Genomic DNA, 20,977 nt, shown 5'->3' on the forward strand with positions numbered 1-20,977 from the left:
GATCCGGCGAGCGGGGGGCTTCAAGCTGATATCCGATTCCTGCCAATACCGCAAAGGAGTCGATGCTCCGGGATGTTTCAATGACATTTGAATTCACTGAGAAAAGCCAGCGGTTATCCAAATGCCAGGTGGCGGACAGGCTGGCAATCGCACCCCAGCCGTGGGAATCCACATAGGAGACCCCTTCTCTGGCCAACTGCGTGTCGTAATATCGGTAAGGGCCGATTCCGGCCACGAGCACAACCCTTTCTCCCAAAGGTTTGGTGCGCGCCCAGAGCTGCAGTGTGTGGCCGTCGCGATGATGATGTTCAAAATGGCCTTCGTTGAGCCACGAAAAACTCACGGCCCAGTGTTCGTTCAGGTCATGCAAATATTTAACGGCCCAGGAATAGGATCGGTCCCGAGAGTCCTCCTCCTGAACGACGCCGCCCAGCAGGTGGATCTCCTCAGCGAAAACCCCTCGATTGTTCAGCGGAGCAGTGAATAAAAGACCGAAAGAAAAAACCACTATGGAAATCATCCTCATCAATTTTTTTTGACAAGAATTTCCTTTTTTGCTGAGTGGGAATAAGAATTTGATCAGAATTTCCTTTCTTTTGTAGGGAGTATAAGAAAAGCGGTCTTGTGTGTCAATGGAATCCTTAACAAGCGGGTTTAAAGATCACCGATTGAATTGTTGCATCAAGAATAGAAATTCAAAAAACAACATTACAGGAAGATATACGTACTCCGCTTTACCTCACCTTTCCTATCGGGAAGGCCTGCCCGCTTATTGATATCGTGGGATACTGTGCTTTCTTGAATATCTTCTCCGCCAGGGTAGGCACTTCATTGTCCACATAATCCGCAAGCTCTGTCGTCTTCACATAACCCGTATTGCCCTTGTCGGCTTTTCCTTGCAATCCTTCTGCCAGCACGTAAGTAAACAATCCATGACCCTGATAGCCCTCCAGTGCTTCCTGAAGAGAAGTAGATGCCGAAAGAATGGTAGAGCCCACCGCCCGGCTCAAGATCTTCATCGCCGTGTCCTCACTCATACCTCTTGTCAGCATCGCCACCTGAATTGCCTCACCCAAAGCCCCTGCATTGCATGTATCGATGATGATCAGCTTTTTTGTGGCAGGGATATTACTGATAAGTTCCTTGAATACCGACTGACCAATTGCGTCGGTCTTGAGTCTCTCTGTCCGCGTTGATCCTACATTCGAGGTGATAAGAAAATATTCTCCGTCGTCAACTGTGCCATGGCTCGCCACATATAAGACAAACAAGTCATCAGGATTTAAAGACTGCATAGCCTTAAGTTCTTTTAAAATGTTTTCCCTTGTCGTCTCTTCTTTGGATGAAAGCTTTTTTACTTCTACTTTCTCAAAAAGAGGCGAAGCGCCCTTCTTAAGGGTATTTGCAAACAGCGCCGCATCGGCGACGGCGTAATTAAGCTGGAGCTTGGGATTCTTGTATTCGTTGATGCCAATGACCAGAGCATAAAGAGACGGTCTGCCGATTGATTTAAATGATGCTGTTATTTCATAAATGGCGTCCGTGCTTTGCATAGTATTATCGGCATTAAAGGCGATAGCCCGTATGGAGTTTAAACCACTGGAAAGTTTTAGTTTATATGTCTTATGGATTTCGTTCTGATTAGACGCAACAATTTTTACGCCTCTTGTGCTGTCCAGCATAACTGCGGAGCCATTGAGATAGAGCCGTATATCGCCAATCCCGCCACCGGCATCGGTAATTTTTAGGGTAATAGCAGCATCACTTTTATCAATACTTCTGGGCGTATCAACTATCGCGACAACCGGAGGCGGTTTTACATCCGCCACGTTTTTGAGTTCCTTCAAAGATCCGCCAGAAAGCGCGAGATTAACAAGGTCGGGGCGGTAGAAACTTTCCCGCAACTGCTCGATGGTATAATCTTTACCTCTGACTTTAACGCTAAGATACTGATCGCCCTTAGGAGAGGAGTTGTAATAACCATTTGCTGTTGTAATAATCCATTCTCCGTCTTCAAAAGCAATCATGGAAGCAACTTCTTCTCCAGTGGATACATCCCATATTCTTGTAGAAGCGTCTCCCGCGGATATTACATACTTGCCATTGGGGAAGAATTTAGCCGAAACGCCCAGCTCAATGCTGGACACACCGGTATGTCCAGCAAGAATTTTCCATTGAGATCCTGATGCTAACTCCCAGATTTTTATATTGCCATCAATGCCCCCTGATAAGACATATTTGCCATCCGGCGAAAAAGCTACGGACCAAATACCTTCGTGACCAACGAATTTCTTTATTTGTGTTAAATTTTTCGCATTCCACAATCTGACGGTATTATCAGTTCCGCCGGACAGGGCATATTCACCATCTGGAGAAAAAGAAACAGCTCTTATAACGCCATTGACTTTCACTGTTCTTATAGAATTCCCCAACGATGTATCCCATAAAATCATTTTGTCAGTTCCGCCGGATAAGACATATTTGCCATCCGGAGAATAGGCAACAACCCAAAACTCGTATGCGCGTGTAGGTTGTGTTTTAAAATCTATAATTTCCCCTCCTGTTGCTACATCATAGATTTTCATGGTTGGTTTAGGTTTCGAAAACACAGGAAGAGGACCAGGGCTTCCACATAAAAAATATTTTCCGTCTGGAGAAAAAGCTATAGAGGCAGCTTTATCATTATTAAATGTCATTATTTCTTGTCTTGTGGCTAAATCCCAAAGTATTGTCCCTTTGCCGCCGGATGCAAAATGTTTTCCGTCAGGCGAAAAAGCGACCATAATTCCTTGACCCATAAAATCTTCATGAGTGAAAGTTTGAATTTTTTTCCCTTGCATAATGTCCCAGAGGATAAAAGAGTCCAAGCTGCCCGATAAAACATACCGGCCATCCGGAGAGATATCAACTTTACGCACAATCGGAGCTTTTTGTTTAATTTCCCGGGACATGTCACCTTTTCCGGTAAGGATCGGCGTTGCCGCGCAGGAAGAAAGAAAAATTGCAAAACACACTATCAATATTTTTCGATAAGCCATCATATACCCACCTCTATTTGAATCGTGTAGACCGGTTTCTTCCAATATTACAGGTTGAGGTTTGTTTTCTCAGTTAGACGTCTGGTTTCCGGCGTCGCCACAAGATTTCAACCATGTATCCGTTGGCCCCATGTCCCCACATAGGAGTGCTCATCAATATCATAATTTTGAGGAAATCACATCATTGATAACTAATTGAAGTCTTGCATTTTCAGCGAGGTTGACGATTTACTGCTTTCAGGAAGTACGTATCAACCGGATGAACCGATTTTGTTTATGTTCCCTTTCTTTCCAGATGGCTTGCCCTGACTCCTACGAGCCGTACCTTCTTTTTAAGTTCGACTCTCTTGAGGCAGGCGAAAGCCGCTTTTCGTATTTCCCCTTCCGCATCCGTTGACTGGGGAAGGGTATGCGCCCGGGTCAGGGTTTCGAAATCGCTGAACCGGATCTTGACGGTAACGGTTCTGGCTTTGAAGCCGTTTTCTTTCATGTCTGTCACAACTTCCCGCGTCAGTTCTGCAAGTGTTTTCGCGATAAATTGCCAGTTGGCGACATCCTTCTGGAAAGTTGTTTCCCTGCTTATGGATTTTGGTTCCCAGTGCGTAACCAGGGGACTGTCGTCTATTCCCCTGGAGGCATGATAGAGATAATTTCCATACGATGAGCCAAATTTATCAACCAGCGTATCGAGGGATAGAGAGGCGAGCGCTCCTATTGTTTCCGTGCCCATGTCCTTGAGATATGTTTCTGTTTTTGGTCCGATCCCCCAGAGTTTCCTGACGGGTAACGGCTGCAGGATGTGCTCTCTTTCATCAGGTAATATTATGGTGAGGCCATCCGGTTTCTCCATGTCCGAGGCGATTTTTGCCAGGAGCTTATTGGGGGCAACACCGATAGAACAGGTCAGCTTTGTCTCATCGTTAATCTGACGTTTGATTTCTTTCGCGATTTCTTCTGAGGGTTTGTCGATCCCGGAGATATCAAGAAATGCCTCATCAATTCCTACATCTTCGATGAGGGGCGTGAATCTCCGGAGGATATTCTTGATCCTTTCGGATTCCCTTGAATATGCTTCCATATCAACGGGAAGGAAAACGGCATGGGGGCAGAGTTTATAAGCCGTCTTCAAGGGCATGGCGGAATGGATGCCGAACTTCCTTGCCTCATACGAGGCGGTTGCTGCGACCCCTCTCTTGGTGGGGTCCCCGCTGCCTCCGATTACCACGGGCTTACCGATTAACTCGGGACGCCTTTTCTGCTCCACAGCGGCAAAAAAGGCGTCCATATCAATGTGGATAATTCGTCTCAAGGTTCATTATTTTGGTTATTTCCCATAGCCGGTTTCGCCGGCAAAGGTCTTATTATGGAGGGAGGCAAAGCTGTCCTTGCCGGTTGCCAGCATCAATGTGAGCGGCATCGCCTTCTTTCCCCGTTTTACCATCTGCTCTGCCGTCTCCCTGATATCCCACTGGGCGTGCTCGTCTGCCCTAAGGCGTGCGATATGATATAGTTCCCGTGCATTGATCTTCATGGAAACCCGCTTGCGATGGGCGTTCGTGAGAATATAGCCGGCTGCCTGAGGGGAGGACTTTTTAAGCTGGTCGTATGTCCTTTCGGTTCGGGTGATGATCTCCATAAAGGTTTTGTCCATACCGATTTCCGATACGGCAGGCGGTATCGTTACCCCCAGGGCCGGATCGTAATCCTGAGAGGTAATGGTTGCCATACGGTGTCGTTTCACCTGGGCAAAACAACTCGCGCTGATAGTCAGTTCAAAATGGAGATCGACGTTTTCGAATTCCCGCAGGACCGAATCGAAGGATTTCATATGCTGCAACGCTGTTTTAATAAGCCCTTCTTTTTCGCTTCCGTCCATTGAAGAAACGATCTGCAGGCACCGTGACATCGGAAGACTCGATGAAGAGTGGATCAGTGAGGCCACGATTCTGTCGTCCGCGTTTGATGGTGTATGGATAAGGGATACTGTATCTCCATCAAACCTGCCGGGAGTTGCTTGATCTTCTTGCTGCATTCTCTCCCTCAATGTTTTAACCCTTTCCTTCAAAGTCTGTCTCGTCAAACGGTCGAAGTCGGTGGCCTCGGTATAACGGATAAGTGAGGGGGCAATGTCCTTCGTTGCCTCGTAAAGTTTACGACTATATTCCTGTGCCTCGGCCAGCGGATGGGCGGCGAGGCGGCGGAGCATCAGTTCCAGGTTTCTGGCATTGAGGGTCATCCCCAACTGTGTCTCGGTGGCAAGTGAAATGATGTAGCGGGCGTCTTCCTTTGCCCAGCCTTCAAGCATCGAACGATTTGCCGGGTCGGCTGCCAGGTCTCTGTGCTTTTCAAAGACATAAGGTCTCAGCTTCTCATACAGCTCATGGTAAAGACGATTTTGTTCCCGGATGGTACTGACAAAAATCTCTTCCAGATTGGCCTCTCGAATCTCTTCGTGAATGACAAAGTCGTCTTTGAGCAGGACATACCGCTGCGATTTTTCCGTATATGCGCAGAGCCGGAATTTTTCAATCTCTTCAACCAGAAGCCGGGAGACGCCGATGATATCGATGTTGAAAACGGCATGTTCGGCGATAGAGCTGTGCCCCATTTCGAATACGATATTGCGGTTGGACTGACGCGCCTTTTCCACCTCCTGCCGTGCAATCGCCCGGAGTTCATCAACCGGTTTTGGGCTCCGGCTGATCCGGGCGTAGGCGGCAGAGATCGTCTCCGGTGTAAAGTACTGCGCCTCGGGGCGCAATTCCTGAAATTCCCGTATCGTTTCAAAATCCAGATTGTAGCCGGCAAGGATGATCTTCATTTTTCGAAACTCTTTTCACACGATGGGCCAACCACCGTGACTATTAATGGTCTCGTCAATAGCAGCCATAAGACTGATAGTTTCCGCAAGGGTTGCAACAATGCGCTGATAATGAGTGATGTCGTCATAGGTCAGTTGGCGACCCTTGCGATCTTTGAGCCATTTCTGGCATACCTGGTAACCGCCGATATGGAAATTCCATACTTCAGGCGGGACGCCATCGAAATATTGTGACTTGTTGATCCAGACACGTCCCGCTCCTTGCCGACCATTATCTTCCCTCCCCTGGTGGGAGGGATCGAGGGAGGGGGATGATTCCGTGTAGCGTACGGTCTCGACGGTGCTATCCCCGGCAACGGGATAGCCTGTAATCAAAGGAATCTGCTTTTCCATCAGGTGTAAGGCCACCAGGTCTTCACCGATTTTGCATAAGGCGCGGAACAAGTCACTGTTTGACGTAAGCGGCAGGCGGGGGAAGTCGATCTTGAGAAACTCGGCATAGCGGCTCCGATATGTCGGCGAATGCAAAACAGCATACATGTAGAAAAAGATATCCTCCGGGCCGAAGGTCTGCTGCCGGTCTCCCTTGCCGTTGGGAACAAAGGTCATACCCAGACGTGTGGCAAAGTCCTCGATAAACGCCGGGGCAAGATTAGAGCGGCGTCCACCAGGAGTATCTGTTTTAAACAATGAAGTCCCAGATTCGCTGTAGAGATAAAGGGGGAAATGAAAACTGTTATTTGATGTTTTGGGAGAAAGAAGAATTTTTTCCGACGGAAATTTTGTCAAATAGACATGGGCGAATGATTCACCCTTCGTCATTCGGCTCGTTAAAAGGGCCATATTATTGTCAAGCATCTGATTCATGACGGCTGGCCGGGGCATACTGTGAAATCCCCTCGAATGGCCGGTATAGAAGGTGAAACGATCATCAAAAGGGCGATAGGAAATTCTGATCAAATAACTATCTGATAGTCCGGTCTGCTTCAAGTCAGATTGGGCCAGTGCTATTTGCCAATCTCGTGAATCTTCGCCAAGGTCCAATTCCTGACGAGCTGCTTCAGGTGATAATGAAATAAACCGATGTAGTTTTTCTTTTGCTTCTTGGGAGGTCATGTGCACGGTCAAGTGATCCCGTGAAGTTACTATTCCCACTGAGTGGACCGACATGATATCCGTAACCTTCCATCCCCGTTCGTATTCTGGCAGCAAAGCCGTATCCTGCGGCACAAAAAGATAAAACGGCGGCTGGGGCGTCAGGGGTTCCCAGGTCGTTGACTGAATGTCGTTTTCCCATAGCCAGTGGTACTTGCCGCCGGAGAGTTTCCGTCCGTCCGGGGTGTTTTCATAAACTTCGCGGATTCCCCAGAGGTGGGCATGGCGGATACGGGGAGAGAGGTCTTCAGGCTTATACTTTTTCACAAAGATCCCGATGGCTACGCCCTGCTGGATGTCGAAGACGTTTTCGTCTTTCGAACCGTCAGGGCAGCGCTCCTTCTTTTTGCTGTTACCATGCAGGTCAAGAATATAAATATCGCCAAAAGTCTTCATCAAACTCCGGCGCATCCCCCTGAAGGTCGGATTGTCTAAATAACCGTGATTGGTAATCAAAGCCATGACGCCGTAACCGGTCTTTTCGATACGCCACTGGGCGAAGCGAATGAACTTCACGTAATCGTCCTGGAGTCCTTTCGGATTTCGCTCACCGAGGGGCTGACCATCCACTGAATAATAGTCCTGAATCAGATTAGTAATCCACTCACCGGTGTTAACGGATTCGTAGGAATACGGCGGATTTCCCAGGATGACCATCACAGGCGCCTCCTGTTTGACCACGCCGGCGGCGTTGGCCTCTTCGACGAGCCACTTGGTGAAGAGAGGCATGTCGCTGATCTTGTAGGCTTCCTCCAGGGTATTGGTCAGGTAGACGTGCAGACGTTCATTTGCGCTAAAATCATAACCGAATTCGGTAAGTTGCAGGCCGAGTTTCATGTGGGCCACGGCATAAGGCGCCATGAGAAGTTCAAACCCGAAAATCCGCGGGAGAAGATGCTGGGCAACATACCCCTTTTCACCGCCCCAGGCGCCCTTCTGTCCCGATCTCTGAATTTGATCATAGATCTGATCGATGACCCCGTGAAGGAAAGTCCCCGTTCCTGCGGCGGGATCAAGGATCAACACCCGATGAATCTCCTGTGCTTTTCCCGTTACTGGATTTGAGATCGTAATCTTGCCGGCATCGGCAAGGCCGGTCGGAAGATTAAAGTCCGTTTTCAAAATATGGTCCACACTGCGGACAATGTAGGAGACCACAGGTTCGGGAGTATAGTAGACGCCGCGGGTCTGACGCATTTTCGGATCGTAGGCGGCAAGGAAAGTTTCGTAGAAATGGATAAGGGGATCTTCCTGACGGGTCCGCTTTCCAAAATCCTTGAGAATCCCTTCCATGTCGGTATGATCCAACAGGTTAGTCAAATCATCGACAATCCAGGCGATACGGTCATCCAGGTCAGGCCCGGCAATATGGCTGAACATCTTGCGGAGAAATGGATTTGTTTTGGGGAGATCGAAGGCGGCATGTTCCCGGATGAAGTGGACCCCCGGTTTTATCCTGACGTTGCAGCGGGCGGCAAAAAGACCGTAGCAGATAGTTTGCGCATACATGTCTGCAAACTGCTCCTGTGTCAAGTCATGAAGAAGAACCCTGCGAAAACCTTCCATCTGCTTATGAAGTTCTCCTCCGCCATCCTCATCGGTAAAGGCTTGCCGGATTGTGTCGCGGATGAGCTGCGCCAGTGCCGCCATGCGGACAGCCAACTCCTTCGGGTTGCTGACCATCTGCATTCTATTGCGGAGAAACTCTGTCAGCAAATCCACGATCTGTTGATCGCTATCTTTTACAGCTTTTATCTTGCCGCTCAGGTCTACCTTCGCGAGGCGGGCTGTCAGGCGATGTTCCCCCTGAACATACCAGCGAAATTCCAGATAGTCCGTCAGGATGAGATTGCCCAGTCTTTTCCGATAACGCATTAGCTGTTCGTCTCGTTCAATGATATCGAGGGGTTTACCGATATCTTTGGTTTCTATGTAGCCGATTGGCGTCTTGCCTTTGGTAATAATGAAGTCAGGTGCACCGCATTGTTCACGCTTGGGTTCGTTGGTGGCTTCTATATCTTCGGCAAGAGATTCAATGAACTCCTTCAGTGCAGGACGATAAGAATGTTCTGTAGCATTGCCGGTCGCCAGAGATTTTTCAATATTTTTAAGATATGTGGATACGATAGTCATAATGTAAAATAATTGTAATTAAAAATGTAATTATTCCTTTATTTTAACTTAATTTAAATATTCGTTATTTCAATCAGTTAGTTAGCTCTTGCCTCAATTTTTTAATTAGTTTTAACAAAATTTTAGCTAATTTCTCCAATTCAATTCGTACAGCAAGGCATTAATATCAACAGTTGTGCTTGATCGTTTCTTTTATTACCACTTGACAAGTTCCACATGGGAGAGGGTCCGTCCCAGGAAGCCTTCGCCGATCGTCTGGAAGTGATAAGGCACGTCGGTGACAAAAAACTGATATGTCGGCAGCGTGCGCTCCTGGTTTCCGAGATATTTGCTGCTTAAGAGATTCGCCGTGATATCTGCCATAGCCTCAGCGGAATCCACAAGTTTGATATCGGGGCCCACAATCTCCTGGAGGAGCGGTTTGATCAAGGGGTAGTGCGTACACCCCAGAACGAGGGTATCCACATGCTCCGCCAGGACCGGTCTCAGGTATTCCTGGGCAGTAAGCCGGGTGACCGGGTGATTCCACCATCCTTCTTCAACCAGCGGTACAAATAAGGGGCACGCCTGTGAAAATATCCGAATATCCGGGTCATGCTGGTGAATGGCACGAGCATAGGCATTACTGTTTATGGTTGCCGGGGTGCCAATGACACCGATATGTTTACTTCTTGTTTCGGCAACAGCGGTACGGGCGCCGGCATCGATGACGTCTAAAACGGGAACAGGAGAAAGATTCTTAACGGTGTCGGATGCGACAGCCGCCATGGTATTGCAGGCTACGATGAGCAGTTTGACCTCCCTTTGCAGCAAAAATTTTGTGATCTCTGCGGCGTATCGGGTAATCGTTTCCGGAGATTTCACACCGTAGGGTACCCTGGCTGTGTCACCGAAATAGATGATATTTTCGAAAGGCAGACGCTCCATCATAGCGCGAACAACAGTGAGTCCGCCGATACCGGAATCAAACACGCCGATGGGATGGCTGGATGTGGGTTGCATGGGAACTCCTTTTTATTACGGAAAGAATGCTCTATTTAACACAACCTTGCAAAAAATCAAAGTCAAGAAGTGAGGTTTATAAAGCTATCCGCTTTCAGCGGCGGATTTGCGGGATACGCTTACGTTCACAAAGCTTTCTGTTGAAATGATCCGGCAAATAGGATATTTATCCACAAAGCGCTATTGCTGATAAACGAATATTCTTTGTATAGGAAGTTCAATGCATACTTCAAAAGTCCAGAATGTCCTTTTCTTTACGTTTCTGGTCATCGTTTCTTTCCTGTTTCTCTATCTCCTCACCCCGTTTTTTTCTCCAATTTTCTGGGCGGCGGTAATTGCCAGCATTTTCAGGCCTCTCTATGAACGGCTCAATGGGAAGTTGAATCGACCCGGTTTGTGCGCCGTTATCATATTTCTGTTGATTGCTTTCATCATAATCCTGCCGGGCAGCATCATGGGAAGTTTGCTGTTTTCCGAGTCTATGCGTGTATACGAATCCCACAGTACCGATGGCGGTACTATCGAAAACATTGTCAAGAGTATCACGGGTGCAGTGAAAGATAATCCATACGTGGCCCGTTTGCATATCGATGAAAAATTCTGGACCGAAAAGTTTTCTGAAATCGCCAGAGGTATTTCCAACTATATTTTTGTCCAACTGAAAGCAGTCACGCAAAATACCCTTGTTTTTGTTGTTCAGTTCGCAGTCATGCTCTATACATTGTTTTTCTTTATTCGCGATGGGGATACGTTCTTAAGAATGGCTATGCGGGTTTTGTCCCTGGGGCAGGAAAGAGAAAAGGTTCTCTATGAACGTTTTGTTGCGACGGCAAGGGCCACGTTGAAGGTGACAATGATTATCGGAGGCATTCAGGGGTCACTGGGAGGACTTATTTTCTGGGTCACCGGCATTGAAGGGGCGCTCATGTGGGGTGTCGTAATGATACTTTTTTCTATTGTCCCTGTTGTTGGTTGCTCTATTGTCTGGATTCCTGCCGGTGTGATAATGCTGTTGACGGGACCTTTATGGAAAGGAATGCTTATTCTGGCTTTCGGTGTTTTCGTGATCAGCGTGGTGGACAACCTCCTGCGTCCCATACTGCTTGGCAGAGATGTGCAGATGCATCCTTTATTGATTTTCTTGTCAACTCTTGGGGGACTTTCGTTGTTCGGGTTTTCCGGCTTTGTTATCGGCCCCATCATTACTTCCCTGCTCCTCGCAATCTGGGCGATGTACGACCAGTTCAGGGATGCCGTATCTATTGATTAGATAAGAGGATTTCTGAAGACTGATGGAACTGTCAGGGGATTTCTTATCTTTCCTCATCACCGTATGCTGTGTGTAACGATATGGAACAAGGCGGATATCAGGGCCGCCATGGGGATTGTCAAGATCCACGCCCATACAATATTTCCCGCAACCCCCCAGCGAACGGCGGTAAGCCTTTTTGTTGAGCCAACCCCTACAATGGCACCTGTAATCGTATGAGTTGTACTCACGGGAATGCCGGCGATGGATGCCCCAATGATGGAGATAGCTGCCGCGGTTTCCGCGCAAAACCCGCCCATGGGCCGGAGTTTCGTAATCTTAGTACCCATGGTCTTGACGATACGCCACCCTCCGGACATGATCCCCAGGGAGATGACAGTGTAACATGAGATAATTACCCAGAAGGGAATGTAAAAGGTTGATCCGAGGTAACCATGACTGTAAAGAATAAGGGCAATGATCCCCATTGTTTTCTGTGCGTCGTTCGTACCATGGCCCATGCTGTAGACTGCGCACGAAACAAGCTGTAGTTTTCGGAAAATCTTGTCTGATCCTCCGACGGTAGATTTCCGGCTGAGGTTAAGCACTAAAATCATCATGGCCAATCCGAGGATTAAACCAATGACAGGGGACAGCACAATAAATATGGCCGTTTTTATGATACCGCTCCAGACCAGGACACTGGTTCCTCCTTCAACGATGCCTGCACCGATAAGGCCGCCGATAAGGGCATGAGAGGAACTGCTGGGCAGCCCGAAATGCCAGGTAATGATGTTCCAGATAATGGCGCCGCTCAGAGCGGAAAGGATGAGTAGATTGTCTACAATGGCCGGATTAATGATGCCGGTGCCTATGGTATTGGCGACCTGCACACCGACAAAAAAGACAGCGGCAAACTCGAAGAATGCCGCCCAGATGACGGCATATTTAGGAGAAAGAACCCTTGTCGAGACAACGGTCGAAATCGCGTTGGCGGAATCGTGGAAGCCGTTGAGAAAATCAAAAAACAGGGCGACCAGAATGAGAAAAACAACAAAAGCGAATGAATCAGGCATAATGATTTCGTTAGAGGCCTTCAGGCATGTTTCAGAACGATGCCTTCCACAATGTTGGAAACATCCTCGCATACATCGATGGCTTCTTCAATGCGTTCAAATATTTCCTTCCATTTTATCAATTCGACGGCATCTTTTTCATGTTCGAAGAGATCGACCATCGCCGATCTCAGGACAATGTCGCCTTCGTTTTCGAGCGTGTTGATTTCCACGCATGCCTCCATGATCATCTTGGAATTTTTCATGTCTCTCATGGCATGGACTATGAGTTTCACCTTCTCGATAGCCAAAATTAAAATCTTCGACTGATCGATGATTACCTTGGTGGGCTTTTTTACCTTATAGAGATGCATCCTGGCCGCTGCAGCTTCAGTCATGTCCATGATGCTGTCCATCTTATTGACCAGGGCATAAATGTCCTCACGATCCAAGGGGGTGAGGAATGTCTTGTGCATCTTTTCATAGGTTCTGTGCGTGATGACATCCGCCTCATGTTCCAGTTCTTTAAGTTTGGCTATCTTCTGAGGGGGATATTCATACGTTTCAACCATTTCCAGAAACATCTTGCCCCCCTCTTCGATTTTATTGATGAGTTCTTCAAAAAGATCGAAAAATTTTTCTTCTTTGGGAAAGAATCGCATAGGATATACCCTCCATAACGATTTATTATGTAAGAGCCGTTAATAAAAGGAATAGTGTTGATATGTCTTTCAATGCTCATCCGGCGAGCGCATGTTATCTACCGGATTATTACCCAAAAAGCAATATGTTTTGGCCATGGATTACCTTAATGAGTTTTCAGCAAGTGATTCGGAATGAATATCTTTGACATAGGTGATTTTACTATCTCCAGGATTGTAAAAATCTTTCATAAATGCATCTTTCAGATAACCGCATCGGGAATAGAACATTCGTGTCGTCCTGTACTGATCCCGGGAGGAGGTGTCGATATAAATCAATCTTCCCCCCTGTTTTTCAATCAGGTTTTCAGTACGTGCCAGCAGCGCTTTTCCGATACCCGATCGGCGAAAATTATTGTGGACAACTATCCAGTAGAGGTCATAACTGTACGGGGTATCCGGTATGGGCCCAAAACAGGTATAACCTGTGATATTTCCCTCCCATTCGGCAAACAGAAAAAAGTAACCGCTCCGGGCGCCGTTTGACAGCCGTTCTTCAACGAGTTCCACAGCAATGCCAATTTCTTTTTGCGAAAAAAACCCGGAGGACTCGACTAAGTGTCGAACATGGTCTCTGTCTGAGGGCCTTACGTCTTCACGATATATGATTTCTTTACTTTTCATAGTTATAGTCAGGAGAGGCGTCACGCCTGCCTATATGCAGGCATCTTTTATAATCCGTTCAATTGTCCGGTTAAAGCTCAATCCAGCTTGCGCCACAGCAGCAGCAAATCCCCCATCCGGAGACAGGCATGGATTTGTATTTACCTCCAGCACCCAGGGAAGGCCTGTTTTATCGATCCGGAAATCGATTCTCGCGTATCCCCGCAGACCGAACACACGCCAGCACTGCAGAGCTAAATCCGTCAGTCGGTGAAGCAACGGTTCATCCTCCTGCGGAAAATCAAAAGACCGTGGTGTATGTTGATATTCAAAGGAGTCTTCCACCCATTTGGAGCGGTAGTCTACTACCCTGGCCTTGCCCGGCGGAAAATCGTCAAACCGAATCTCGGAAGGGGGAAGGACCTCCGGCCCTGCATCACCCGCAAGGAGGGAAAGATTGAATTCTCTTCCCTCAACAAACACCTCTGCAAAGCACTTCACGCCAAGATTTTCCTGTTGGGAGAGTATGGCTTTGCGGAGTTGATAGAGATCCTGTGCGAAGATAATAGAATCCTCATGGAGCCATGCGGAGGCATGTTCCCATACGGCTTTAATGATGTATATGCCTTCGATAAAGGGACCTTTGTAATGCTCATCGGGTAAAAAACATGGGGGCGTTGCAATGCCCGCGGCATGGAGGAGCTTTTTGGCGAGAACCTTGTTCGAAGTGAGAAATGTGGCCTCTGTGCCTGCGCCGGTGTAAGGGATTCTCAAAAAATCCAAAATTGAAGGGGCGATGTGTATCAGACTTCCCTGGCCCGCTATCGTTTCCACAAGGTTGAAAACGAAAACCGGCTTTATTTCCTTGAGTTGCTCGGTCGTTTTTGTGAAGTTCAGTGAAAGGGGAATGATGACGGGTTTATATCCCAGATTCATGAGAGCCGACGATACAACATCGGCCTGAATGAGGGCGTCCTTCTCATCACTGCCTGCCTCTTGCTGAATTTCACCGTGCAGCACAACAACATTCATGGATTAGCGTGGTGTCTCTCTGTTATTACAATTGGCAAGGCAGGCAAGATGAGGGTCGAGAAGGGTTGATCGAACCGTGTGCGAATTCGGATTTTTGCCCTGCAGACGCTTTAGTGCCGAATCCATAATCATAGTAATGAGCTCGTGATAGGGAATACCCGCAAGGTTACAGATTATAGGAAGGTCAGAATGTTCCGGATGCAAGCCGGCTAATGGATTAACTTCCATAAAATGTGGTATTCCCTCCGCATCGGCACGGAGATCAACTCTGCCCGCATCCCGGCAGCCAAGGCCCCGCCATGCGGCAAGAGATGTTTCCTGCGCCAGTTGAGCCATTGAGTCATTGACCAGGCGATATTCCACAAGCTCCTCACAGTTCTCTTTGTTTACGTAGGAATAGACATCTTTCTCAGCGTTTTCTTTGAGGTGGACTTCCATAACCCCGAGTGCGACGGCATCATGCCCTGTACCGACAATACCTATTGTGAACTCCCGGCCGGGAAGGAACCGCTCGACAAGAACAGGTTGCCGGAGTGTAAATAAAAGATTCCGGCACACATGGAAGAGTTGTTCCCGTGAGGTTATCTTTGAGGCAGCGGTAATGCCCTTGCTGGTGCCCTCTGCAACAGGTTTGGCGAAGAGAGGAAAGGGAAGCGTAATTTTCTCTATGTCGTCTTCGCCTTCAACGACAGCAAAATCCGGGGTTAGGATGCCAAGGCCACGAATAACATGCTTGGTCATGCCTTTATGAAGAGTCAGGGAAAGAATAAGGGGATCGGAAAAGGTGTAAGGGATATTGTAGGCATCAAGGATGGCAGGCACCTGCGCTTCGCGACCAAGCCCCTCTATGCCTTCGGCAATGTTAAAGACGATATCCCATCTGTCACCGGATGAGAGCCTTTTGACAAGAGACTTAATGTTGCCGATACGATCGGTCAGGTATCCTAAATCCTGTAATGTCTGCTCAATGGCGTCTATCGTGTCTGCCCGGTCAAATTCTGCCGTTTCTTCGTCATTATACCCTTCGGCAAGATAATCGTCGCGAAGGTCGTATGTAATCCCGGTTTTCACAGCGATACCTTACATGTTGTCTTTTTGCGATAACCGGCAGTCCGGGTAACGATAGATATTTCCCTCATAGTTTCTCAGCATCAGATCGTTGCCGTCCCGACCAATAACATATTCTGGCAGGAGAGGGATTTTGCCGCCGCCCCCTGGAGCGTCGATGACGTAAGTCGGTACTGCATAGCCGGTCGTATGGCCGCGCAGACCCTCAATAATATCAAGTCCAGACTTTATTGGTGTGCGAAAATGAGACGATCCGGGAATCGGGTCACACTGATAGAGATAATAAGGTTTGACCCGCACTTTAAGCAGACCGAGAAACAGCAGCTTCATGGTCTCTACATCGTCATTTATCTTGTGGAGCAGGACCGTCTGGCTGCCGAGCGGTATACCTGCATTGGCAAGGCGAATGCAAGCCTGATTCATTTCAGTCGTTAATTCATCCGGGTGGTTCAGGTGGATACTTATCCACAGGGGGTGGAAGCGCTTTAACATGCAGGTGAGTTTCGGCGTTATCCTCTGAGGCATTACAACGGGAACCTTGGTGCCGATACGCAGAATTTCGATGTGGGGAATTTTTCTTAAGCGGGCTAAAAGCCATTCCAGCTTTTCATCGGAAAGCGTCAGTGGATCGCCGCCGGATAACAGCACATCACGAATCTGAGGATTTGCTGTAATGTAATCGATTGCACCTTCCCAGGAATCAGTGCTTGACAGAGGCTTTCCGTGACTGCCAACCATGCGTGAGCGTGTGCAATACCGGCAGTAGGTTGAACAGGTATCCGTCACAAGGAAAAGGACACGATCCGGGTAGCGATGTACTATTCCCGGAACAGGGGAGTCATGCTCTTCTCCTAACGGGTCATCGGCTTCCACTGCTGTGCGGTTACGTTCATCGGTTACAGGCACCACCATGCGTCGCAGCGGTTGATACGGGTCAAATTCGTCAAGAAGGCTTAAGTAATAGGGTGTGATTGCCACAGGCAGTGAGCCCGCCTGATGGTCCATAGCGTTCCGTTCGTCTTCTGAGAGCCATATGAATTGTGATAGCGTCTCGACGTCCCTTATGCGGTTGCTGTATTGCCAGTGCCAGTTACCCCATTCAAGAGACGTTATTTCCGGAAAGAAACGCTTCCGAAAAGCCCGGGATCGGGGACTTTCTTTAAAACGGAAAAGATACTGGACCCCCTTTGTCTTAACAACGGAAGGGGCAAGGAGGGTGTTATATGAATTTAAAAAGTCGTTTGCGTAATTTTCAATACCAACAAGACCGGCTACATTACCAGGAGGCTCCGCCTCCTCGGTGAAAAGGGCCTCGCTTTCCATAGTGTTCTCCTCCTTTTTATACAGGTATGCTAATGACTTTTCCCCTTTTAAATTTCGTGAATTATATAATCGGCTGTACTCTTTTTGTAAATGCTTGTCAATAATTTTTTCGCTTAAAATTTATTTTTCTTGACATGAAAAAGCCAGACATTAGAATGCAGCAAATCCTTGATTAGAGAAGGTATATGCCAGAGCTTCCCGAAGTAGAAACATTATGCCGCCAATTGAAGCCGGTAATTCTCAATAAACAGATCCTTGGCATTGATATACTTGATTCCAGACTGGGGACTGTGGGTGGACTGGCCGGGAAGAAAATTACCTCCGTGATTCGTCAGGGAAAGGCCGTGGAGATAAAGCTTGATGATAATACCAGGCTTCTTCTCCATCTTCGCATGACGGGGAGACTTGAGTGGCAGAGTGGTCAACCGACGTTGCCTCCTCATACCCGCTTTATCATGGTATTTCCCCGGGGCAGACTTCTTTGTATCGATCCGCGGAGATTTGCCACACTAACCCTCCAGAACGGTATGAGGTGTAAAGCTTTAATCAACGATCCATTGCAGGAGTGTCCTGACTTTCAGCTCTGGGAGATCGCCCGGACGAAAAAACTTCCCGTGAAATCATTCCTGATGGATCAACGAATAATTGCCGGCATAGGAAACATTTATGCCTGCGAGATACTCCATGAAGCATCAATAAATCCCTGGCGGCGCGTATGTGATGTGTCGCAACAGGAATTGGCGAGGATTACAGCGGCAGCGAAAGACATCCTGAGTAGAGCCATAGCCTGCCGAGGTACGACGGTATCCGACTGGCGTGACCTGTTTGGCAAAAAAGGTGAGTATCAGCATGAATTGAAAGTTTATGACCGTGAAGGACTTCTCTGCCTTCGCTGTCATGGCATTATAGAGCGGTCGCGCCTGAGCGGCAGAGGGACTTATTTTTGTCCCTCCTGTCAGAAGTAAATGCCGGAGGGAAAGGATTCATGGTGAGCACGGTAAAGGGTGAATAACCGTCTTCACTTTATCGCTTGGCTGTCCCGAGGGTTGCACGCAACATCGCCAGACCGTTTTGAATTTCAAATATACCGGTGTATTTGCGGATATCAGCATTCGAGTATTTGATGATACAGGTCGGTGTTGATTTTGCCTTGTGTGTTTCGATGATCTTATTGAGTTCCGGATACACTGGCTTGAGATTATACGGCGTGAAGGGAACACCCTGTGCCTTGAGCGCTTTTTTGAGTTCATCTTCACTCGAAGCGGCACGATTTTTCGCAAGGGAAAACAGGACTCTCCTTGCGTTGAGGACGTTCTTATAACCCCGTCCCGCCTTGGCTGCATACAGGAAATATTTTGCGTACAGATGCGTTTCTTTATGGACAGGGAGATCGACGAAGGTTACTCTCACACCTCCCCTGGATAGGAATTCATTGAGTGCGGGATCAATCTCAGCCTCCAGGGTCTGGCACGGCGGGCAGAAGTAATCCGTAAAGATAATCATCTCGTATTTTCCGGAACCATAAGAAGGAACTATTGATTTTTCGGCGCCGTACGCAGGCGTAGCCGAACCGGAAAATGTCAGGACGATAAAAATATAACCCAAGAGAACGAAAACAAGAAGCGGTACCCTCACTTTGGCAGCGGGGGAAAGTTCTGCTTCTCCAAGTCCGTAGATGATCCGTTTCAACATGCTGAACTCCTGTACAAGTGGTCTTTCATGGTTGAGAATGAATGCCATAATGATTATGGATGCAAACGCCAGGCAATAGGGGCAAAAAACATCTTCTTTGAACTGAAAGAAGACGAGATACGCCTCAACACCGATCCCTGACGCTAACAGAACACGGACATACGCCATTTGCCTGCATGCGGCAAGCGATATGATAATGAGCATGTAGCCGATACCCATATATGTCAGGTCAATTCCCAGGAGATCTCCCTGCAGATAAGTGCAGGACGTATCGCACACCTTGTAGAATGCGATAATTCCGATACCTGTTACCGCTAAGAATATCGTCAGGGCATTTCGGTATTCTTTTATTTTTTCAGTTATATTCAATGTGAGGACTTTAAGATTCAGCAATATATTTTGGCAATGCAGAGTAACTCTAGCAATTCTCCCCAGTACAATCAAGGGTGTAATTTGTAATTCTCTTTGCTTAGGAGCTGTCACGTAATAACTATTACATTCATGCATCTCATCTTTAGGTCATCTTTGCCCGATCCTCAATCGCAAAATCCTCGAAATAGCGCTGCTATTCCTACGGTTTTGCTCAATCAGATCAGTCAAATCTGACCCAAATCTGAGCGCCTTAACGCAACAGTTATTACGTGACAGCTCCTTAGTCTTTTTCGATTCCGGCCTTCCGGATCCACGCGGAAACCTCCCTATCTTCCGGATGTGATTTATCCAAAGGTACCAATGTCCAGAGAAATCGGTTACCACCGGACAGCGATGCCCTGGAGCGTTTCAGCTCGTCCCGGAGGGATTCCCTCTGCTTATTGATATTCTGAATGGCGTTATCCAGAGACTGTTTTTGGTGGTTATTCCGGGATTCTTTGAGGTTTTTGAGACGAAACTCCAGGTTTTGAATCTGCTGTTTTATCTGGTCTTCCCGTCCTTCATCATGGAAAGGTGAGGCGAGATTAACGAAACTAAGTTGCAGTTTGCCTGCATACATTCCATTTTTGTAAGATTCAAGAACGGGCGTCTGCCCTTCCCATGCAGATGAATGGATATACCGGCCTTCGTGTCCTCCCAAGACAAAATGAATCCCGGAGGCTGCCTTGACAACCTCCCGTTCCCTGTCTGCGCCAAGGTCGGAGAGCAGTATGATGACATCCGCTCTATTGTGAAGTTTCTTAAGCATTTCCCGCGCCGTTTCGACCGGGTCTTTCACCAGGATTTCTCCCCCTGCCGCCTTCCGGATTGTCGGATTGATATCCGGCGAAAGCAGACCGAAGAATGCGATTCTGGTTTTATTGATTTTTTTGATGATATACGGTTTGAAAATCGGTGCTCCGCGCGATTGGTCCACCAAATTGGCGGAGATCAGGGGAAGTCCCCGGGAAGCCTCCTCGCGTAAGAATGCCATGCCCTGCATCAGTTCCCAATCACCTACATTGATGGCGGCGACTCCCATGCGTTTGTACGCACGACTGATCAGCCGTGCCTTTATGAGGGATTGCGTGTGGTCAATACCTGTACTGGCATCTGTAAAAAGGTGTCCGGAATCGACGACCAGAACCGGCTTTCCCTCACCTTTCAGCTTTTCCACGAAGGATACTCGCCGGGCCAGACCGCCCAGCACCTTGTTTCCTCATGTAGGGCAGGGGAAGAGGTGTCCGTTCATATTGCTGCTCTGAACGATCGTCAATTGGACGGGATCGGCATATGCATCTGTCCGCGGACATATGGTAAAGGCGAAAAGGATTACGGCAAATGCTGTGAGAAACTTTTGTATGCCTCTTGGTACGATGCTTAATGTATCCTGTCTCTTTGTTGATTGCATATTCATTCCCCATTCTTATTCAATCGATATTTTCCACGAAGGCACATGCTATTAAGAAGACATATCACGTGGCTTCTTTCTCGTCGCTTCATGAGAATTGTTGTTCATAGGGCAACAAATGAGCCCTGTTGCTTCGCATGCCCGTGTCTCGAATTGCAGAACAGGATGGTCGATTGTAAAACGCGAAAGAAGCATGTTCCGGATCTGAGCGGCAATCTCATCAACCTTACTCAACATCTGATCCATAACGACGATATGGGCAACCAGAGCCACATCCTCAGAT

Annotated in this window: 18 protein-coding genes; 2 read left to right on the plus strand and 16 right to left on the minus strand. The window is 47.8% G+C overall.

Features of this window, described 5'->3' with window-relative positions; all coding sequences use genetic code 11:
* From NTW12_07240 to murI, 6 genes are all read right to left on the minus strand, one after another.
* A partial coding sequence (locus NTW12_07240) for a hypothetical protein (protein ID MCX5846137.1) occupies positions 1–526 on the minus strand: 526 nt, incomplete at its 3' end.
* Between the two features lie 208 nt (positions 527–734).
* Positions 735–3,041, minus strand: coding sequence for a caspase family protein (locus tag NTW12_07245; protein MCX5846138.1), 2,307 nt, complete (start codon positions 3,039–3,041; stop codon positions 735–737).
* Between the two features lie 271 nt (positions 3,042–3,312).
* Entirely contained in the window at positions 3,313–4,347 is a 1,035-nt protein-coding gene (dinB, locus tag NTW12_07250) for a DNA polymerase IV (GenBank protein ID MCX5846139.1), read from the minus strand.
* Positions 4,348–4,362: 15 nt separating this feature from the next.
* Entirely contained in the window at positions 4,363–5,859 is a 1,497-nt protein-coding gene (locus NTW12_07255; protein MCX5846140.1) for an FAD-dependent thymidylate synthase, read from the minus strand.
* A gap of 15 nt (positions 5,860–5,874) precedes the next feature.
* Entirely contained in the window at positions 5,875–9,147 is a 3,273-nt protein-coding gene (locus NTW12_07260; GenBank protein ID MCX5846141.1) for an N-6 DNA methylase, read from the minus strand.
* 195 nt (positions 9,148–9,342) lie between these two features.
* Entirely contained in the window at positions 9,343–10,149 is an 807-nt protein-coding gene (gene murI, locus NTW12_07265) for a glutamate racemase (protein MCX5846142.1), read from the minus strand.
* A gap of 220 nt (positions 10,150–10,369) precedes the next feature.
* Here murI and NTW12_07270 point away from each other — a divergent pair, with 220 nt between their 5' ends.
* Positions 10,370–11,419, plus strand: a complete 1,050-nt coding sequence (locus NTW12_07270; GenBank protein MCX5846143.1) for an AI-2E family transporter — start codon at positions 10,370–10,372, stop codon at positions 11,417–11,419.
* A 56-nt stretch (positions 11,420–11,475) separates the two neighbouring features.
* On the opposite strand, the gene NTW12_07275 is transcribed toward NTW12_07270, so the two are convergent.
* The 6 genes from NTW12_07275 to NTW12_07300 form a co-directional block, all read right to left on the minus strand.
* The gene (locus NTW12_07275) at positions 11,476–12,474 is read right to left on the minus strand and encodes an inorganic phosphate transporter (protein MCX5846144.1); all 999 of its coding nucleotides are present in this window, start codon (positions 12,472–12,474) and stop codon (positions 11,476–11,478) included.
* A 20-nt stretch (positions 12,475–12,494) separates the two neighbouring features.
* Entirely contained in the window at positions 12,495–13,115 is a 621-nt protein-coding gene (locus tag NTW12_07280; GenBank protein ID MCX5846145.1) for a DUF47 family protein, read from the minus strand.
* 141 nt (positions 13,116–13,256) lie between these two features.
* Entirely contained in the window at positions 13,257–13,778 is a 522-nt protein-coding gene (locus NTW12_07285) for a GNAT family N-acetyltransferase (GenBank protein ID MCX5846146.1), read from the minus strand.
* 30 nt (positions 13,779–13,808) lie between these two features.
* Positions 13,809–14,789: a D-alanine--D-alanine ligase gene (locus tag NTW12_07290; protein MCX5846147.1), complete on the minus strand. Its 981-nt coding sequence runs from the start codon at positions 14,787–14,789 to the stop codon at positions 13,809–13,811.
* 3 nt (positions 14,790–14,792) lie between these two features.
* Entirely contained in the window at positions 14,793–15,860 is a 1,068-nt protein-coding gene (locus NTW12_07295) for a D-alanine--D-alanine ligase (GenBank protein MCX5846148.1), read from the minus strand.
* A gap of 9 nt (positions 15,861–15,869) precedes the next feature.
* A complete protein-coding gene (locus NTW12_07300; protein MCX5846149.1) occupies positions 15,870–17,180 on the minus strand; it encodes a KamA family radical SAM protein in 1,311 nt (436 codons plus the stop codon).
* Between the two features lie 185 nt (positions 17,181–17,365).
* Between NTW12_07300 and mutM the strand changes: the two genes are divergently transcribed.
* Positions 17,366–18,145, plus strand: coding sequence for a bifunctional DNA-formamidopyrimidine glycosylase/DNA-(apurinic or apyrimidinic site) lyase (gene mutM / locus NTW12_07305; protein ID MCX5846150.1), 780 nt, complete (start codon positions 17,366–17,368; stop codon positions 18,143–18,145).
* 58 nt (positions 18,146–18,203) lie between these two features.
* Here mutM and NTW12_07310 read toward each other — a convergent pair whose 3' ends face one another.
* From NTW12_07310 to NTW12_07325, 4 genes are all read right to left on the minus strand, one after another.
* Positions 18,204–19,241: a thioredoxin domain-containing protein gene (locus NTW12_07310; GenBank protein MCX5846151.1), complete on the minus strand. Its 1,038-nt coding sequence runs from the start codon at positions 19,239–19,241 to the stop codon at positions 18,204–18,206.
* Positions 19,242–19,524: 283 nt separating this feature from the next.
* Complete coding sequence (locus NTW12_07315) at positions 19,525–20,493, minus strand: hypothetical protein (GenBank protein MCX5846152.1); 969 nt, start codon at positions 20,491–20,493, stop codon at positions 19,525–19,527.
* 9 nt (positions 20,494–20,502) lie between these two features.
* Positions 20,503–20,694: a hypothetical protein gene (locus NTW12_07320; GenBank protein MCX5846153.1), complete on the minus strand. Its 192-nt coding sequence runs from the start codon at positions 20,692–20,694 to the stop codon at positions 20,503–20,505.
* 51 nt (positions 20,695–20,745) lie between these two features.
* Positions 20,746–20,977: hypothetical protein (locus NTW12_07325; protein MCX5846154.1), on the minus strand; the 232-nt coding region annotated here is incomplete at its 5' end.

It is taken from the genome of Deltaproteobacteria bacterium, assembly GCA_026388545.1.
In the GTDB taxonomy this organism is placed as follows: Bacteria; Desulfobacterota; Syntrophia; order Syntrophales; family UBA2185; genus JAPLJS01.

What these genes read in the sequence shown, in the direction of transcription:
- NTW12_07245 (MCX5846138.1), bottom strand. Translation starts at nt 3,041, where the DNA reads ATGATGGCTTATCGAAAAATATTGATAGTGTGTTTTGCAATTTTTCTT.
- NTW12_07255 (MCX5846140.1), bottom strand. Translation starts at nt 5,859, where the DNA reads ATGAAGATCATCCTTGCCGGCTACAATCTGGATTTTGAAACGATACGG.
- NTW12_07260 (MCX5846141.1), bottom strand. Translation starts at nt 9,147, where the DNA reads ATGACTATCGTATCCACATATCTTAAAAATATTGAAAAATCTCTGGCG.
- murI (MCX5846142.1), bottom strand. Translation starts at nt 10,149, where the DNA reads ATGCAACCCACATCCAGCCATCCCATCGGCGTGTTTGATTCCGGTATC.
- NTW12_07270 (MCX5846143.1), top strand. Translation starts at nt 10,370, where the DNA reads ATGCATACTTCAAAAGTCCAGAATGTCCTTTTCTTTACGTTTCTGGTC.
- NTW12_07275 (MCX5846144.1), bottom strand. Translation starts at nt 12,474, where the DNA reads ATGCCTGATTCATTCGCTTTTGTTGTTTTTCTCATTCTGGTCGCCCTG.
- NTW12_07280 (MCX5846145.1), bottom strand. Translation starts at nt 13,115, where the DNA reads ATGCGATTCTTTCCCAAAGAAGAAAAATTTTTCGATCTTTTTGAAGAA.
- NTW12_07285 (MCX5846146.1), bottom strand. Translation starts at nt 13,778, where the DNA reads ATGAAAAGTAAAGAAATCATATATCGTGAAGACGTAAGGCCCTCAGAC.
- NTW12_07290 (MCX5846147.1), bottom strand. Translation starts at nt 14,789, where the DNA reads ATGAATGTTGTTGTGCTGCACGGTGAAATTCAGCAAGAGGCAGGCAGT.
- NTW12_07300 (MCX5846149.1), bottom strand. Translation starts at nt 17,180, where the DNA reads ATGGAAAGCGAGGCCCTTTTCACCGAGGAGGCGGAGCCTCCTGGTAAT.
- mutM (MCX5846150.1), top strand. Translation starts at nt 17,366, where the DNA reads ATGCCAGAGCTTCCCGAAGTAGAAACATTATGCCGCCAATTGAAGCCG.
- NTW12_07320 (MCX5846153.1), bottom strand. Translation starts at nt 20,694, where the DNA reads ATGCAATCAACAAAGAGACAGGATACATTAAGCATCGTACCAAGAGGC.